The following is a 15,322-nucleotide window of genomic DNA, read 5'->3' as shown; positions in this document are numbered from 1 at the left end:
TTGCAGGCCTGCTCCACTGCAAAGCCCTAGAACGTGACGCTGGCGCTCAGCCGCGCAGTCCTTGGTTCGCCCACATTGACCTGCAACGGGCTGCCGGTGCTGGACGGGTAATACTGTTTGTCGAACAGGTTATCCACGTTCAGTTGCAGGCGAGTCTTGTAGCCCGCCATTGGCACATCCCAGCGCAAGAATGCATCGGCCACGGTGTAGCTGCTCATGTAGAACGTATTGGCGTCGTCGCCAGCACGTTCGCCGAGATAGCGCGCACCGCCGCCGGCATGCCATTCACCCAGGCCGGACGGAACCTGCAGATGGTGAGTGAGGTACAGGCTGGCCGTGTGCTTCGGTGCCTGACTGAGGCGGTTGCCCTTGTTGCTCGGGTCGTCGAGCACTTCGGTGTGGGTGTAGGCGTACGTGCCGATCATGTCCCAGCGCTCGGCTATGCGGCCTGTCACGTCCAGTTCGACGCCTTGCGAGCCGACCTTGCCGGCGGCTTCGCTCACGCCAGTCACCCCGGTGGGCGTGACGACGTTTTTCTTCTCGATGTCGAACACCGCCAGGTTCAGATTGAGGTCTTGCGCCAGGGCGTATTTGGCGCCGACTTCGTAGCTGCGGCCTTCCTCCGGATCGAACGTGGTGCCGTCGTCGTTCACGTCTTCGTTGGGCACGAATGAACGGCTGTAATTGCCGTACAACGACAGGTCTTCATTGACCTTGAACACCAGGCCCGCCATCGGCAGGAAGACATCGTCATTTTTGTCCAGATTGGTGGTGCGGTTGGCCCCCAGACCTTGAGCGATGTACTGGTCATAATGCTGATAGCGCCCGCCAAGTACCAGAATCCAGCGGTCATTGAGGTGCCAGTTGTCCTTGATGTACATGGACGTGGAGGTCAGCTGATTGCTGAGGTTGCTGGTGGTCGCACTGACAACGGCGGGTTCGGCCAGGCTGCCGTAGCTGGGCGAAAAGATATTGAAGCCGTTCTGGGCCGTATTGCGGTAGGTCTTGCCGCGATACTTGTCGGAATCTTCCTGTTCGGCGCCGATCAGCAGGTCGTGCTGCTGGCCGAAAACTTCCTGTTTGCCGATGAAGTCCCAGCTGGCATAGCGGGTTTCGTAATCGTAGTGGCCGCCGTTGGCCTGACGACGCAATACACCGCTGCTGGACAGGGTGCTGGGCTGTGCAATCGAAAGGCTGTAGCGGTCGTTGTTCCAGCCGTAGGTCAGACGGGTTTTCCAGTCGTCGCTGAGTTGGTACTCGAAACGTGCGGTTGCCGTTTCGCTGATGCCGACCGTGTTCGCCCATTTTTCATCAAGGCGCTTGTCGTAGCTGATATCGGCCGGATGGCCGCCCGAGAACACGGTGCCACGGTCAAAGGGGCTGACGTAGTCGTTGTATTCATAGGCCAGGGTCAGGCTCGCACGTTCGCCGGTCCAGGACAGGGACGGCGCGATCAGGGTGTGTTGATCAACGCCATAGTTACGCCAGTAATCCTCGCTCTGACGTTCGGCCACCATGCGATAGGCCAGTCCGGAGTCACCCAGCGGGCCGGTGGTGTCGACCCCGAAGCTGCCGCCGCCCTCGCTGTACGCCGAGCCGCTCAGGGTTGTGCTCTGCACGTACTGCGGCTGTTTGCTGATCACGTTGATCACGCCACCCGGTTCCATCGCGCCGTACAGCAACGAGGCGGGACCTTTGAGCACTTCGACGCGCTCGGTGGTCGCCCCGAAGTTCTTCGAGACCACCGAGCGCACGCCGTCGCGCAGGATCGAGCCATCGTCATTGGTGCCGAAGCCGCGTTTGACCAGAGAGTCCTTGGTATTGCCCAGCGTGTTGCCTTGACTCACGCCGCTGACGAACTTCATGGCATCGTCCAGCGAGCGCACGTTGTAGTCGGCAATGGTCTGCGGCGTCACCACGTTCACCGATTGCGCTTCTTCCTTGATCGGCACGTCACTCTTGCTGGCCGTGCTGGTGCTTTTTGCGCTGTAACCTTCCTGAGTCTCAGTCGCCGACGCGGAAACCTGAGTAGCGGGTAGCGTAGCGGCTTCGGCGGCATGCACGGCGCCACTGGAAAACATCGCCAGAGACATTGCAGACAGCAGAAAAGGGCCTGGACGGCGAGGGCGTGGGGTGGAAGTGCTCAAGGGAGATGCTCTGTCAGGACGTTAATAGCAATAATTGTAATTTGATATTAATTCTCATGTAAATAAATGAATGGCCTGACACCGGTTTCGATCACCCCGTCATCAACGTCTCAGCCGATCATGATGGCGGCTAAAGGTTGGCATCAATCCGCTTGCCCATGCTGATGATGGGTTCCTGGGCGTAACCCAGCGTCTTGTAAAAGGCCTGCACGCTTTCATTGAACGTGTGGATCTGCAGATTGATCTTCACGCAGCCCAGGCGGGTCAGGGCCTGTTCGGCGTGCCTGACCAGTGCCGTTCCCAACCTGTTGCCGCGTTGTTGCGGGTCCACGGCGACCGAGTACAGCCAGCCGCGATGGCCGTCATAGCCGGCAAGAAGCGTTCCGACCACCTTGTTGCCCATGATCGCGACGAAAAACAGCCGGTCGTTGACCGCCCGCTTCTTGTCGATCGAGAGATCCGGACGGTTTTGCGGCGCATCGTCATTGAAAACGGTCTTCCAGAGCTGGATGACCTCGAGGCGGTGATGCGGGTCGGAATACTCGATGATGAGGGGCATTGCACAGTCCTTGGGTCGGGACCGGGAGCTTACTGTTCAGTTCCTGACATTGTCTAACCGGCGTCTTTTTTCTGCTGATCCTGTCGGCTGGCCTGAGTCAGCGATGCAGGAGCCTTGAGCAGCGTCTGGATGGCCTGGCTGTAGGCCGGCTGCCCCAGTTGCATGCTGTTGTTGTGCGTGCCACCGGGCACCAGCAACAGTCTCTTCGGTTCTTTTGCCGCATTGAACAGTTGTTCGCTGAAACGCGCGGGCACGTAGCGGTCGTCAGTGCCGTGGACGATCAGGACCGGCATCCGGATGTCCGCGATCTTGTCCAGGGAGTCGAACTTTTGCGACAGCAGCCAGCGCACGGGCAGCGAGGTGTTGGCAAGCGCGGTGGCCACATCGGCGAGATTGGTAAAGGTGGACTCGATGATCAGCCCCCGAGCCTGAACCGGAAGGTTGTCCTTTTCCGCGTCAGTACCCAGCTCGACAGCCAGGTCCACCGCGACCGCCCCGCCCAGTGAGTGCCCATAGATCAACCTGCGGCGGGGATCGGGCTGCAATTGTTTGAGGCGTTCCCAGGCGATACGTGCGTCCTCATAAACGGACTTCTCGGACGGCAAATGGCCTGCACTCTGACCGAAGCCTCGGTAGTCGATGGCCAGCACCGAAAAGCCTTGCGCGCTGAGTTGCCGGATACGAAAAAGCTGGCCGGTCAGGTTCCACTTGGAACCGTGCAGGTAAAGCACGGCCGGGGCATTTTTGTCAGGCGCAGGCCACCACCACGCATGAATGTTCTGCGACGTGCCGAAAGCAGGTGTCCGCAGTTCGATCTCCTGAACCTCATCGGGCAGCCCGCTGTACCAGCTCGCCGTACCGGGCTCGATGCGAAAGACCAGCTCGCGCTCCTTGTGTTCAAGCACGGCGCAGCCCACCGGCAGGCCAATGATGATGGCAAGCATCAGCAGCCATCTGATCGGGCGGGCCTTGAAGCGGGCCAGAGGTGAAATCGGCATGAGGCGAGTGTTCCAGTCGGCGAATCGCAATAAATGCAGGTTATGCACGTGGGTTGCAAGGAGAGTCGGCAAACATCGGGTTACAGCATATTGCATGTTCTGCCGGCAGGCAGCCGGACCGTGTCGAGGTCAGGGTGTTGACAGGTTGGCGAAGGGGGCGGCACAAACCTCTACGCTTCAACAGGTTGCGGCCAATGCCCGAAGGCCGAGTCAAGGAGACGCCGGTTAGCACGATTTGTTATTGAGGTAGCCCTTTTTGATAGTCGGGGATTATGCTGTACCCGCGCGGGCGCTGTGTTTTCGTCATCTGCCACCGCCCGGGCCACTGATGTACACATTGCGTCAATCGCGCTTTCTTCAATTTCTTCAAGAGGTTACCGCCTAATGTTCCTCCACCGTCCCTTGGAAGAAAAAGATATCCCGATTATCTGCGAACTGCCGCAGAACGCTGACGAACTGTTTTACATGTTCCCCAGGGCCACTTACCCGCTGACACCTTCCGAACTCAGTGATGCGTTGACGACCCGGCATGACTCGACCGTCATCGAGATGGACGGTGAAGTGGTCGGTTTCGCCAACTTTTCCCAGTGCGAATTTCGCGGTCGTTGCTCGCTGGGCAACGTCATCATCGCCCCGAAGGCGAGGTCAAAAGGGGTAGGGCGCTTCATGATCACCAGCATGATGGGGATCGCATTCGACAAGCATGAAGCCAAGGAATTGATCGCCTCCTGCTACAACCACAATGTCCCTGGGCTGTTGTTCTACCCGCGCATGGGGTTTCGTCCTTACGCCATCGAAGAGAAGCGCGATAAACAGGGGGCTCGGGTGGCGCTGATCCACCTTCGTCTTTCCGGCTCGGAGCTGTAATCGCCCGATTGAGAGCCCGCACGGCCGATACCCTGATCGGCCCGTGCGTTTCCCTATTCCGGCCTTCTTTTGAAAAGACTCGTCCGGCGCGGTCGTCTTTCGCGGTCGTCTTTAATGTGCCAATCCTGCCCTGCGCCCCCTTATACCGTCTGATAATCCCCTGCCGCCACTGACCGTTCGTCAGTCTTTACTTTCCTTGAATCAAGCCGTTTTTTGATTGATTGATTCACGTCATGCGGTTTTACGTTGAAAACCTTTACGGTGAATCGTTTTTTCAGGCAAGGCCTTCAATAACGTTATTAAACGCACTGTTTATATTTTTGTAAGGGCGTTGATTGTGGGGCTGTTTGAAGCGTATAAGTACATGAAGCATCAGGTGAGTGACGACGGATAATTGGCGGGCTGGCACGTGCCGTTTTTAAACGTTTATCAATAATAAAAATTGCCGAAATTTTGTCACTGTCGGGTCATGCTTACACACATAAGGAGATAAAGAGATGATCGCGAGTGGATTGTCTGAGTTAGAACTCAGGAATATCGTTGAAGTTGCGTTTCTGCCGTTGCGCTGCACCTGCACCATCGCCAATGGTCACATGACGGTGAAGATAAACGACCTGGCGTCCGGGCGTGTCTTCCACAAGACAGATATTTCCATGGCCGGGATAAAAACCAGCCGTGACATATCAGGTCTGGTGGCGAAACTGCGCGCCGGGTGGGCAACCGCCACAGCGCCACAAGCGCAGCACAGCGCGGCCTGAGCCCTGATCGTGCCATGATGCTGCTTCCCCGGTAGCTCGAGAGGCCCTGTTCATTATTGATCGGGGCCTTTTCATTGGGTCGCCCGAATGTTCCGGGTTGGCGGCGGCATACTCTTCTCATCATCCGGTGCCGCGCGGCATGAGAAGTCAACATCATTAAAATCATTAGCTTGTGGCGTGAAGGTCAGCGGTGATGGTTGTGTGTGCGCCTGATTTGACGCACCTGAGCGTTATACTTTTCGGGTGTCTCGTCACTTTTTCTGACACGTATTGTCACTCTTTTACTCTTGGCAATTGCGCGCTTTTTAATACGAACTTTTGATGGGAAGATCAACGCGTGACATTGATCGTTTAAAGTTGAAAAAACCTGAACTTCATAACGGTGCCGTTGTAAGGTCGATTGCCGTGCATGATGCAGACACGGGTGCTGTCATTGTCGCCGCCGCCCGACAGGCTTTTCTTATTGCGTTTAATGGCCGAAGCAACGGTAGGGGCCTGGCCTGGCGTATGAGTGCCGACGCGGTGAGGCGCGGTTGACAGTTCCGGCTGATCAGATGAAGGGCTGTGGAAAGGGGTGCAAAGCAGGCATAAAAAACGGCGCCCAAAGGCGCCGTATGGCTGGTCTGCCAACAGTCAGCAGGTCAGCATCGAATAGGGGGAGCGTCGACGATTATTGTGGGTCCTGATTGGGAGCCAGTTCTGCCTGGATACGTTTGTAGATTTCTTCACGATGCACTGAAACATTTTTAGGTGCATTGATGCCCAGCCGGACCTGAAGCCCTTGAACGCCAAGAATCGTGACGGTGATCTCGTCACCGATGTTTATGCTTTCGCCTACTTTGCGAGTGAGTATCAACATAATCTTTTCCTTGATGGCCTCTTGAAAACGCCTCTCTCAAGAGGCTGGCGTTTGCCTTTGCGTGGTAATTGTTGCCGAGTGCATCCAAATGCATCCGTCTTATGACGTCGCAGTGGTGAATTTAATTCCCTCGGTTCATTTTCTTGTCATCGAGATTTGCATCCTCGATACGACGAGTGCGCCAATTCTGCCCGTTTTGACGTGAAAATGCCCGTATTTACTGGCGTAACGTAAAAAGTAACGTGATAGCGGCACGCATCAAGGTCGCCACAGCCTCGCCCGTCGATACCAGGCAAGCCCGCCTTCAGATGAGTGTAAGCGTAGGCGTGACTGGGAAAGATTGCCCGAGCTTTCTGAAAATTCAAATGAAAGTGGTGTGCTGCGGTGTAGGAAGGAGCTGATTACGAGGGGCACTTCTAGCCGTGGGCTGTGTTTACACGGTGGGTTTGTGCGGGAGCTACATCGAGACAGGAGGGGCAGCCATTGGCCTTCGCGGGTCTGGCTGCCCGCGAAGGCCGACGGTATCGCAGGCGTTAAACCGCCATTGACAGCAACATGATGAATATCAGGCCAACCACCGAGAGAATGGTCTCCATCACCGTCCAGGTTTTGAAGGTCTCGGCAACGGTCATGTTGAAGTACTGCTTCACCAGCCAGAAACCGGCATCGTTCACGTGCGACAGGATCAACGAGCCGGCGCCAGTGGCCAACACCAGCAACTCGCGATTGACGCCCGGAATCAGGCCCACCACCGGCGCAACAATGCCGGCACCGGTGATGGTCGCGACAGTCGCCGAACCGGTTGCGATGCGGATCACGGCCGCTACCAGCCAGGCCAGCATGATCGGGTTGATCTGTGCCTGCACGGCCATGTGCCCGATCACGTCACCCACGCCGCTGGCGACCAGCATCTGCTTGAAGCCACCGCCTGCACCCACGATCAAAACGATTGCGGCTACCGGCGCCAGGCTCTGGTCCAGTAACTTCATGATTTTCGTGCGATCAAAGCCGCGCGCAGCACCGAAGGTGTAGAACGCCAGCAACAGCGCGGCAAGCAGGGCTGTGATCGGGTGACCGATCAGGTCCATCCAGATGCGGAACATGTTGTTTTCCGGCAACACCACGTCAGCGAAGGTCTTGAGCAGCATCAGAAACACGGGCAACAGGATCGTGATCAGCGTAATGCCGAAGCCCGGCAGGTTATCGGTGCTCGATTCCTTGGCGATCTGGTCCATCAATTCCTGAGAAGGGGTGCCGGGGATGCGTTTGGAGATCCAGTTGCCGTAGATCGGGCCGGCGATGATTGCCGTAGGCAACGCCACGATCAGCCCGTAAAAAATGGTCTTGCCGATGTCAGCCCCGAAAATGCCGATGGCCAGCAGCGGGCCCGGGTGCGGTGGAACCAGACCGTGTACCGCTGAAAGGCCGGCGAGCAGCGGAATGCCGATCTTGACAATGGACACGCCGGTGCGACGTGCAACGATGAACACCAGCGGGATCAGCAGAACGAAACCGATCTCGAAGAACAATGGAATGCCCACCAGAAAGGCAGAAAACATCATTGCCCAATGCACTTTCTGTTTGCCGAAGGTGCGAATCAGTGTCTGCGCGATCTGATCCGCGCCGCCCGAGTCGGCCATCAGTTTGCCGAGCATGGTGCCCAAACCGAGGATGATGCCGACAAACCCCAGTACGCCGCCGAAGCCGTCCTGGAATGATTTCATGACTTTTTCCACCGGCATTCCTGAGGTCAGGCCAAGAAAGCCTGCCGCCAGGGTCAGCGCGACGAAGGGGTGTACCTTGAAGGTGGTAATCAACAGCACAAGGCCGACGATGGTGACTAACGCATCGACGAGCAAGAACGTCTCATGGGTCATACCGAACATGGGGTGTCTCTCCGGTTATTATTTTAGGCAACTGCAAAGAGCGCCGTCGTTCTATCGTGTGTGCTCAAGACAGCGCTGTCTTTGGGACTCACGCCTTTATCAGGCGTGAGAGTCTTTCCACCATGCCGCGGCTTGCCTGCCAATCACATCGATAGGCTGGGTTGCATCGACCACCAGCGTCAGCGGCTCGCCCGCAGGAGATTCGAGTGTGGCGAACTGGCTGTCGACCAGGCTAGCGGGCATGAAATGGCCGGGCCGATGCGAGCAGCGTTCGGCCGCGAGTTCTTTGGTCAGTTCCAGAAAGACGAATCCCAAGCCGGGAACCGCATCACGCAGGCTTTCGCGATAAGCGCGCTTGAGGGCCGAGCAGGTCAGGACGGGGTGTTCACCGTTGGCGAGGGCCGTGGCCATTTCTTCACCGAGGCGACTCAGCCAGCCCGCACGGTCTTCATCGTTGAGGGGGGTTCCGGCGCTCATCTTGTCGATGTTTGCCTGAGGGTGGAACGCATCGCCTTCGATCAGGCGACCGCCGCTGTTCAAGGCAATCTCGGCACCGACGGCACTTTTGCCGCAGCCCGATACACCCATCACTACAAGGGCGGAAATAGCAGTGTTCGCAGTTGTCACAGTAGGCACCTCGTCTGGAGACAGCGCTGTCTTTGTCCGATGGACGCATGCATCAGCCCGGGCTGTTCCAGTTCTTGTCGTTGTTTTGGGTTCATCATCAATCATCGGAGGCTGTTCTCCGCGGCGACCCAGGCAGGGTGACCAATGTGAAACCAGCGATAAAGCATTGTCACGTTCCATGAGACAGCGCTACCTTATGGGGCATTCGACACATTTGGCAACCCCTATGTTAGTTGGCAACGCATGACCCGCATTGGTTCCCGCTCTACCGGTCGCCCGACCCTTGATGAGGTGGCGCGGCTGGCTGCCGTTTCGCCGATTACCGCATCCCGTGCGCTGCGTGGCGTTTCCACGGTGGCGCCGGAGCTGGTCGAAAAAGTACGGGCGGCCGCGCAAAGCCTGGGTTACGTGGCCAATTCGGCCGCGAGGGCGCTGGCTTCATCCTGCAGTCAGACCGTGGTGGTGCTGGTGCCGTCGCTGTCCAATCAGTTATTCATCGAAACACTGGAAGCCATTCAGAACGTGCTGCGTATTCGCGGTCTGGATGTGGTGATCGGCAACTATCACTACTCGCCCGAGGAAGAGGAAACGCTGCTGCGCAACCATCTGGTCAATCGGCCAAGAGGGGTTCTGCTGACCGGCTTCGACCACACGCCCGCTTCGCGTCAGATGCTGGAAACCAGTGGTGTGCCCTGTGTCCATATGATGGAGCTGGACACCCGACGCGGTGCTTATTGCGTCGGCTTCTCCCAGCAGCAGGCCGGTGCCGAGGCCGCGCGCCATCTGTTGGGGCGTGGTCGCCGTCGGCTGGCTTACATGGCGGCCCAGCTCGACCCTCGCGTGTTGCAGCGTGGCGCAGGGTTTCGTCAGGTACTGGAAGGGGCCGGCTTATTCGATCCCGATCTGCAGGTCTCGACGCGCCAGTCGTCTTCGATCGGTCTGGGCGGTGAGCTGTTTGCCCGTTTGCTCGACGAGCATCCCGATGTCGACGGGGTGTTCTTCTGTAATGACGACCTGGCTCAGGGCGCTGCGCTGGAGGCCTTGCGTCTGGGTGTGGCGATCCCCGATCAGGTCGCCCTGGTGGGTTTCAATGACCTGCCCGGTTCGGCTCATATGGTTCCCCGCCTGACCTCGATACGCACGCCCAGGCAGGAAGTCGGGCAGCGCGCCGCTCAGTTGCTGCTCGGCCTGCTCGATGGCATCACACAGGCCCCGCAGGTGGATCTGGGGTTCGAGCTGGTGGTGCGGGAAAGCTCCTGAGTCGCTTCGCCAACGCGAGGTCGAGCTTCTTTCCCCCTCCGCAACTGCCGTTCTGCCAGGTGTTTTCCCTGACCAGTGGTCGCCCTGTCGCGAGCGCTTCCGGCAGCCGGGCTGGACTGCCCGACCGCGCTGTCCTGCGACGCTTTTGTGACCCTCATCTGGACGGTTCTGACGGCTTTCGACTGTCATTTCTGACAGTACCCATCCCCTCGTGTTGAGTATTCAATGACCCTATGTTCTGGATCGGAGCGGCATCGGTGTCTTGGCCGCATCGTTGGATGACGGGGATATATCTTCTTATCTATTCCCCGTTCTGGCGGTCTTACAAGGCCCATTGACTGGTGATGGAAATGCAAAAAAAGGCATCTCAACATGTAAGAACTTTGACTCACATGATAGAACCGGTCAGTTCAGGAGAGCCACTGGACATCGCCTGGTTGACCGGCATCATTCCCTTGGGGTTTGTACCCGCAGAACTCGCAATCAGCCCTGATGAAACCACCCTGTATGTCGCTCATGAGAGTGGCCGTGAAGTCAGCGTGGTCGATATCGCGAGCGCAAGCATTGTGGGCAGCATCAAACGAGCCGGCGCAGGCGCCATTGCCCTGAGTCCCGATGGCAAACGGCTCTACACCATTGGCCAGAAAAAATGCTACGTGGTCGATACCCGCTTGCGCGAGGTCATCCGGATACTGCCGGCGGCCAACGTGAACCGGGTGCTGTGCAGCCCGGATGGCCGGTTTATCTGTCTTTCCTTTCAGGACGCATTGGGTGGGCTGATCCGTCTGATCGAGACTGAAAACTACACCGTCGAAAACGAATTCGATCTGGGCGCCCTGACCAATGCGTCGCTGGCGTTGGGAATCAGCCCTTTGAATGACCGTTTCTACGCCACGATGCTGGTGGATCGGACTGCGCCCACTGATGTTCTGGCGATCAGCAAGGTCGATTACCTGCAGCATGAGATTCCCGGTTTCTATGACCCGCGATCAATGGCGTTCAGTGCCGACGGCGCGTGGCTGTATGTGGGCGGGGTCGATGAGGTCTATATCGTCGATGCTGCGACGAACAAAACCTTTTATAGGGAGAAGATCGGCAGCCAGGGCTACCCGGTGAAAGTCATCGGCGTGACGCCGGATGACCGATACGTCTATGCAATCTACACCTGCAATTACGACGTCTATCGGATCGACACCGTTAAAGGCATCGCCACCTGCATTGCCTATTTCCCGTCGGTGGGCGGCGCGGTGTTGAACCGTAATGGTAACTACATCTACTCCACGCACCCGGACATGAGCTGGATTTCGATTTACAGGCTGTAAGGCTGTCCGTGGGTTGAAACCTGTTTTTTTGCCGGCGACAGGGCGCCCATGCCCCGTCCCGGAGCATGGGCGGGCAACAGGGTCAATCCTGTTTCTTGAACGCAAGCCTGGACTCGTGCAGCAAGGGCTCGGTGTAGCCGGAAGGCTGCTCCGTACCGTTGAACACCAGGGCGCAGGCGGCCTTGAAAGCCGCGGAATTCTTGAAGTCTCGGGCCATAGGCCGGTAGTGAGCGTCCCCGGCGTTCTGCTTGTCGACCACTTTGGCCATTCGCTCCAGCACGTTTTGCACGTCTTCCTTGTCTGCGATGTCATGCAGTAGCCAGTTGGCCATGTGCTGACTGGATATACGCAGCGTGGCGCGGTCTTCCATCAGGCCGACATTGTGAATGTCCGGCACCTTGGAGCAACCGATGCCTTGCTCGACCCAGCGTACGACGTAGCCCAGCAGGCCTTGGGCATTGTTTTCCAGCTCTTCGAGAATCTGCTCCCGTGTCCACTCCGGTTTGCTCACCACCGGGATGGTCAGCAGGTCGTCGAGCAATGGGTCAATGACGTCGGTCCGCGTCTGCTGTTCGAGCTGTTCCTGAATCTGCCTTACGTCGACCTGATGGTAATGCAACGCATGCAGGGTGGCGGCAGTCGGCGAGGGCACCCAGGCGGTTGTCGCGCCGGCTTTGGGGTGAATGATTTTCTGCTCCAGCATGTCGGCCATGCGATCCGGCATTGCCCACATGCCCTTGCCGATCTGCGCCCGGCCCCGCAGGCCGCACGCCAGGCCGACCAGCACGTTGTTGCGCTCGTAGGCCTTGATCCACGGGGTATTTTTCATCTCGCCCTTGCGCAGCACCGGTCCGGCACGCATGGCGCTGTGAATCTCATCGCCGGTCCGGTCGAGAAAACCGGTGTTGATGAAGGCAACCCGTTCCGACGCTGCGTCGATGCACGCCTTGAGGTTGACGCTGGTGCGTCGCTCTTCGTCCATGATGCCCATTTTCAGGGTGTTGCGCGGCAGCTTCAGCACGTCTTCGATACGGCTGAACAGCTGATCGGCAAACGCCACTTCGGCGGCACCGTGCATTTTCGGTTTGACGATGTAAATGCTGCCGGCCCTGGAGTTGCCACGACGATGCAGGTCATGCAGGCCGATCAGGCTGGTGATCACACCGTCGAGAATGCCTTCGGGAATCTCGTTGTCGTCCGCATCGACAATCGCCGGGTTGCACATCAGGTGGCCGACATTGCGAATGAACATCAGCGAGCGCCCGCGCAGCGTGAGTTCGCCTCCGTTGGCCGCCGTGTAGGTGCGATCAGGGTTCAGGCGGCGGGTGATTGCCTTGCCGCCTTTGTCCAGCGTTTCAGTGAGGTCGCCTTTCATCAGGCCCAGCCAGTTGCGGTAGACCGTCACCTTGTCATCCGCGTCCACGGCGGCGACCGAGTCTTCGCAGTCGATGATGGTCGACAGTGCCGACTCCAGCAGCAGGTCCTTGATGCCGGCGGCATCGGTGCTGCCAACCGGATGCTGCGGGTCGAACTGGATTTCGATATGCAGGCCGTGATGCTTGAGCAGAATCGCTTGCGGTTGATCTGGCTGGCCCTTGAAACCGACGTACTTTTCCGGTTGTTGCAAGGCGGCGTGAGCGCCATCAGCCAAAGTGATGCACAGTTCGCCGTCTTCGATGAAGTAACGCCGGGCATCGCGGTGACTGCCATTGGCCAGAGGGGCGCTGGTGTCGAGCAGGTCGCGGGCGAACGCAATCACTTTGGCGCCACGCAACGGGTTGTAACCGGCCCGGATTTCAGCGCCGTTGGCGGTAGAGATCACATCGGTGCCGTACAGGGCGTCGTACAAAGAACCCCAGCGGGCATTGGCGGCATTCAGTGCGTAGCGCGCATTGCTGGCAGGCACCACCAGTTGCGGACCGGCCTGTTCGCTGATTTCCAGGTCGACATTGGCGGTACTGGCCGTGACCTGTTCCGGCACCGGCTGAAGGTAGCCGATGGAACGCAGAAAACCCTGATAGGCAGGCATGTCGCTGATCGGGCCGGGGTGCGCTTTGTGCCATTTGTCCAGTTCGGCCTGCAAGCGTTCGCGTTCGGCGAGCAGGTCACGGTTGAGCGGGGCAAGGTCGTGAACCAGTGCGTCAAAGCCTTTCCAGAATGCGTCCGGCTCCAGGCCGGTGCCGGGCAGCACTTCTTCATCGACAAAACGCTGCAGGTTGACGGCCACTCTGAGGCGGTGGCATTTGACGAAATCGGTCATCGGGTTGGCTCCATTCAGGGGGTGCGCCATGAATCGTCTGGCAGGCGGTCTTGGTGAGCAGGCTCGGTCCCACGCAAGGTTTTCAGCAAGGAAAAGACGCGCGTCAGTCTGCGTTCAGTGCCGCGATACCTGCCTTGGCAACCTGTGCGTCCTGTTCGGCTTTGACACCGGACACGCCCACTGCGCCGGTCACCTGGCCGTCTACGATAACCGGCACTCCACCTTCCAGCGAGGTCAGCAGCGGAGCACTGAGAAACGCGGTGCGGCCGCCGTTGACCATGTCTTCATAGCCTTTGGATTCACGCTTGCCGAGCGCCGAGGTGCGGGCCTTTTCAATCGAGATGTAACTGCTGATCGGCGAGGCGTCGTCCAGTCGCTCGAACGCCAGCAGATGACCGCCGTCATCCACGACAGCGATGGCCACCGCCCAGCCATTGGCCTGAGCTTCGTCGCGGGCGGCACCGAGCATCAGGCTGACTTCGGTCTGGGTGAGGACGGCTTTGATTTTCATGGGTGTCTCCAGGGCAATGGTTATTCAATAGGAGTTCAGCGCGATTCAGGAGTGCCAAGCGCCTCGTCAATCAGTTCGATCCAGTGACGCACCGGTGTCCGGTGGGCGCTTGCCAGATGGGTCTGGCAGCCTATATTGGCGGTTGCGATGACTTGTGGCCTGCCGCTTTCCAGCGCCTTCATGCGGTTGTCGCGTAACTGGCGGGCCAGCACCGGCTGAGTGATCGAGTAGGTGCCCGCCGAGCCGCAGCACAAGTGGCCGTCCGGCACGCTGGTCAGGTCGAACCCGAGTCGGGTCAGGACACGCTCCACCTCGCCACCGAGTTTTTGCGCGTGCTGCAAGGTACACGGGCAATGAAACGCCAGCCGGGTGTCGGTCCTGACGCCAAGGCTTTCCAGCGGCTCATCGCGCAGGACTTCGACCAGGTCCCGGGTGCGGGCGCTGATCAGCGCCGCCTTGTCGGCGTAGAGCGGATCGTCGCGCAACAGTTGGCCATAATCCTTGACGAAGGCACCGCAGCCGCTGGCTGTCTGAATGAGGGTTTCAGCACCGTCTTCGAGGGCTGGCCACCAGGCGTCGATATTACGCCGCGCCCGGTCGAGGCCCGCATCCTGTGCATTCAAGTGGTAATCCACTGCACCGCAACATCCGGCCTTGTCGACCGCAGCGGCGCTGATGCCCAGACGATCCAGCACCCGCGCAGTGGCTGCGTTTGTATTGGGTGACAACCCCGGCTGTACGCAGCCTTCAAGCAGCAGCATCCGCCGCGCATGGTGCGGCGCCGGACGCAACCCCGGAGCCTGTATCGTGGCCGGCAACTTGCTTTTCAAAGGGGTTGGCAGCAGCGGTCGAAAGGTATTGCCCAGGCCCGTCAACACCTTGAACAGTCCGGCGTTCGGCACGACGCGGCGCAGGCCTTCGCGCAGCCATCGCTGGCCCAGTGGCCGTGGCACGACGGCATCCACCGCCGCGCGCCCGATATCCAGCAGGTTGTGATAATCCACGCCTGACGGGCACGTGGTTTCACAGTTGCGACAGCTCAGGCAACGGTCCAGGTGCAGTTGGGTTTTTTCGGTGACGTCATGGCCTTCCAGCACCTGCTTGATCAGGTAAATCCTGCCGCGCGGACCGTCCAGCTCATCCCCCAGCAACTGATAGGTCGGACAGGTGGCATTGCAGAAACCGCAATGCACACAACTGCGCAGGATGCGTTCGGCCTCTTCGGCGCGGGGCTGCGTTCTGGCGTGGTCACTCAGTGTGGTCTGCAT

At 58.8% G+C, this 15,322-nt stretch carries 13 protein-coding genes; 4 read left to right on the top strand and 9 right to left on the bottom strand.

Features of this window, described 5'->3' with window-relative positions; genetic code table 11:
* Positions 1–26: 26 nt before the first annotated feature.
* From BW686_RS05975 to BW686_RS05965, 3 genes are all read right to left on the bottom strand, one after another.
* The gene (locus tag BW686_RS05975) at positions 27–2,093 is read right to left on the bottom strand and encodes a TonB-dependent siderophore receptor (RefSeq protein ID WP_179149192.1); all 2,067 of its coding nucleotides are present in this window, start codon (positions 2,091–2,093) and stop codon (positions 27–29) included.
* A 184-nt stretch (positions 2,094–2,277) separates the two neighbouring features.
* Entirely contained in the window at positions 2,278–2,706 is a 429-nt protein-coding gene (locus BW686_RS05970; protein ID WP_084915344.1) for a GNAT family acetyltransferase, read from the bottom strand.
* Between the two features lie 53 nt (positions 2,707–2,759).
* Positions 2,760–3,704: an alpha/beta hydrolase gene (locus tag BW686_RS05965; protein WP_084915341.1), complete on the bottom strand. Its 945-nt coding sequence runs from the start codon at positions 3,702–3,704 to the stop codon at positions 2,760–2,762.
* Between the two features lie 384 nt (positions 3,705–4,088).
* On the opposite strand from BW686_RS05965, the gene BW686_RS05960 reads away from it, so the two are divergent.
* Entirely contained in the window at positions 4,089–4,571 is a 483-nt protein-coding gene (locus BW686_RS05960; protein WP_084915339.1) for a GNAT family N-acetyltransferase, read from the top strand.
* 497 nt (positions 4,572–5,068) lie between these two features.
* Positions 5,069–5,329, top strand: a complete 261-nt coding sequence (locus BW686_RS05955) for a DUF1652 domain-containing protein (protein ID WP_084915336.1) — start codon at positions 5,069–5,071, stop codon at positions 5,327–5,329.
* A 670-nt stretch (positions 5,330–5,999) separates the two neighbouring features.
* Here the strand turns inward: BW686_RS05955 and csrA are convergent.
* From csrA to BW686_RS05940, 3 genes are all read right to left on the bottom strand, one after another.
* A complete protein-coding gene (csrA, locus tag BW686_RS05950) occupies positions 6,000–6,188 on the bottom strand; it encodes a carbon storage regulator CsrA (protein WP_002554157.1) in 189 nt (62 codons plus the stop codon).
* A 533-nt stretch (positions 6,189–6,721) separates the two neighbouring features.
* Positions 6,722–8,074, bottom strand: a complete 1,353-nt coding sequence (locus BW686_RS05945; RefSeq protein WP_084915334.1) for a GntP family permease — start codon at positions 8,072–8,074, stop codon at positions 6,722–6,724.
* Between the two features lie 99 nt (positions 8,075–8,173).
* Positions 8,174–8,662, bottom strand: a complete 489-nt coding sequence (locus BW686_RS05940; protein ID WP_084915331.1) for a gluconokinase — start codon at positions 8,660–8,662, stop codon at positions 8,174–8,176.
* 282 nt (positions 8,663–8,944) lie between these two features.
* Here BW686_RS05940 and BW686_RS05935 point away from each other — a divergent pair, with 282 nt between their 5' ends.
* Complete coding sequence (locus tag BW686_RS05935; protein ID WP_084915329.1) at positions 8,945–9,961, top strand: LacI family DNA-binding transcriptional regulator; 1,017 nt, start codon at positions 8,945–8,947, stop codon at positions 9,959–9,961.
* Between the two features lie 392 nt (positions 9,962–10,353).
* Positions 10,354–11,283: a WD40 repeat domain-containing protein gene (locus tag BW686_RS05930; protein WP_179149188.1), complete on the top strand. Its 930-nt coding sequence runs from the start codon at positions 10,354–10,356 to the stop codon at positions 11,281–11,283.
* Positions 11,284–11,365: 82 nt separating this feature from the next.
* Here the strand turns inward: BW686_RS05930 and BW686_RS05925 are convergent, their stop codons facing one another.
* From BW686_RS05925 to glcF, 3 genes are all read right to left on the bottom strand, one after another.
* Positions 11,366–13,543 carry a malate synthase G gene (locus BW686_RS05925; protein ID WP_084915327.1) on the bottom strand — a complete coding sequence of 726 codons (2,178 nt, stop codon included), beginning with the start codon at positions 13,541–13,543 and terminating at the stop codon, positions 11,366–11,368.
* A gap of 103 nt (positions 13,544–13,646) precedes the next feature.
* Positions 13,647–14,054 (bottom strand): heme-binding protein, encoded by a 408-nt coding sequence (locus tag BW686_RS05920; RefSeq protein WP_084915325.1) that lies wholly within the window; start codon positions 14,052–14,054, stop codon positions 13,647–13,649.
* Positions 14,055–14,089: 35 nt separating this feature from the next.
* Entirely contained in the window at positions 14,090–15,322 is a 1,233-nt protein-coding gene (glcF, locus tag BW686_RS05915; protein WP_084915323.1) for a glycolate oxidase subunit GlcF, read from the bottom strand.

Source organism: Pseudomonas syringae (assembly GCF_002157375.1).
Classification (GTDB): domain Bacteria; phylum Pseudomonadota; class Gammaproteobacteria; order Pseudomonadales; family Pseudomonadaceae; genus Aquipseudomonas; species Aquipseudomonas syringae_T.
Note: the sequence above shows the minus strand (reverse complement) of the source record. Positions and strands in the feature narration are given on the sequence as shown.

Bases quoted from the DNA above. Each gene is read 5' to 3' on its own strand.
- BW686_RS05975 (WP_179149192.1), bottom strand. From the start codon at position 2,093: ATGTCTCTGGCGATGTTTTCCAGTGGCGCCGTGCATGCCGCCGAAGCC.
- BW686_RS05965 (WP_084915341.1), bottom strand. From the start codon at position 3,704: ATGCCGATTTCACCTCTGGCCCGCTTCAAGGCCCGCCCGATCAGATGG.
- BW686_RS05970 (WP_084915344.1), bottom strand. From the start codon at position 2,706: ATGCCCCTCATCATCGAGTATTCCGACCCGCATCACCGCCTCGAGGTC.
- BW686_RS05930 (WP_179149188.1), top strand. From the start codon at position 10,354: ATGATAGAACCGGTCAGTTCAGGAGAGCCACTGGACATCGCCTGGTTG.
- BW686_RS05945 (WP_084915334.1), bottom strand. From the start codon at position 8,074: ATGTTCGGTATGACCCATGAGACGTTCTTGCTCGTCGATGCGTTAGTC.
- BW686_RS05935 (WP_084915329.1), top strand. From the start codon at position 8,945: ATGACCCGCATTGGTTCCCGCTCTACCGGTCGCCCGACCCTTGATGAG.
- BW686_RS05960 (WP_084915339.1), top strand. From the start codon at position 4,089: ATGTTCCTCCACCGTCCCTTGGAAGAAAAAGATATCCCGATTATCTGC.
- BW686_RS05925 (WP_084915327.1), bottom strand. From the start codon at position 13,543: ATGACCGATTTCGTCAAATGCCACCGCCTCAGAGTGGCCGTCAACCTG.
- glcF (WP_084915323.1), bottom strand. From the start codon at position 15,322: ATGCAGACCACACTGAGTGACCACGCCAGAACGCAGCCCCGCGCCGAA.
- BW686_RS05955 (WP_084915336.1), top strand. From the start codon at position 5,069: ATGATCGCGAGTGGATTGTCTGAGTTAGAACTCAGGAATATCGTTGAA.
- csrA (WP_002554157.1), bottom strand. From the start codon at position 6,188: ATGTTGATACTCACTCGCAAAGTAGGCGAAAGCATAAACATCGGTGAC.
- BW686_RS05940 (WP_084915331.1), bottom strand. From the start codon at position 8,662: ATGGGTGTATCGGGCTGCGGCAAAAGTGCCGTCGGTGCCGAGATTGCC.
- BW686_RS05920 (WP_084915325.1), bottom strand. From the start codon at position 14,054: ATGAAAATCAAAGCCGTCCTCACCCAGACCGAAGTCAGCCTGATGCTC.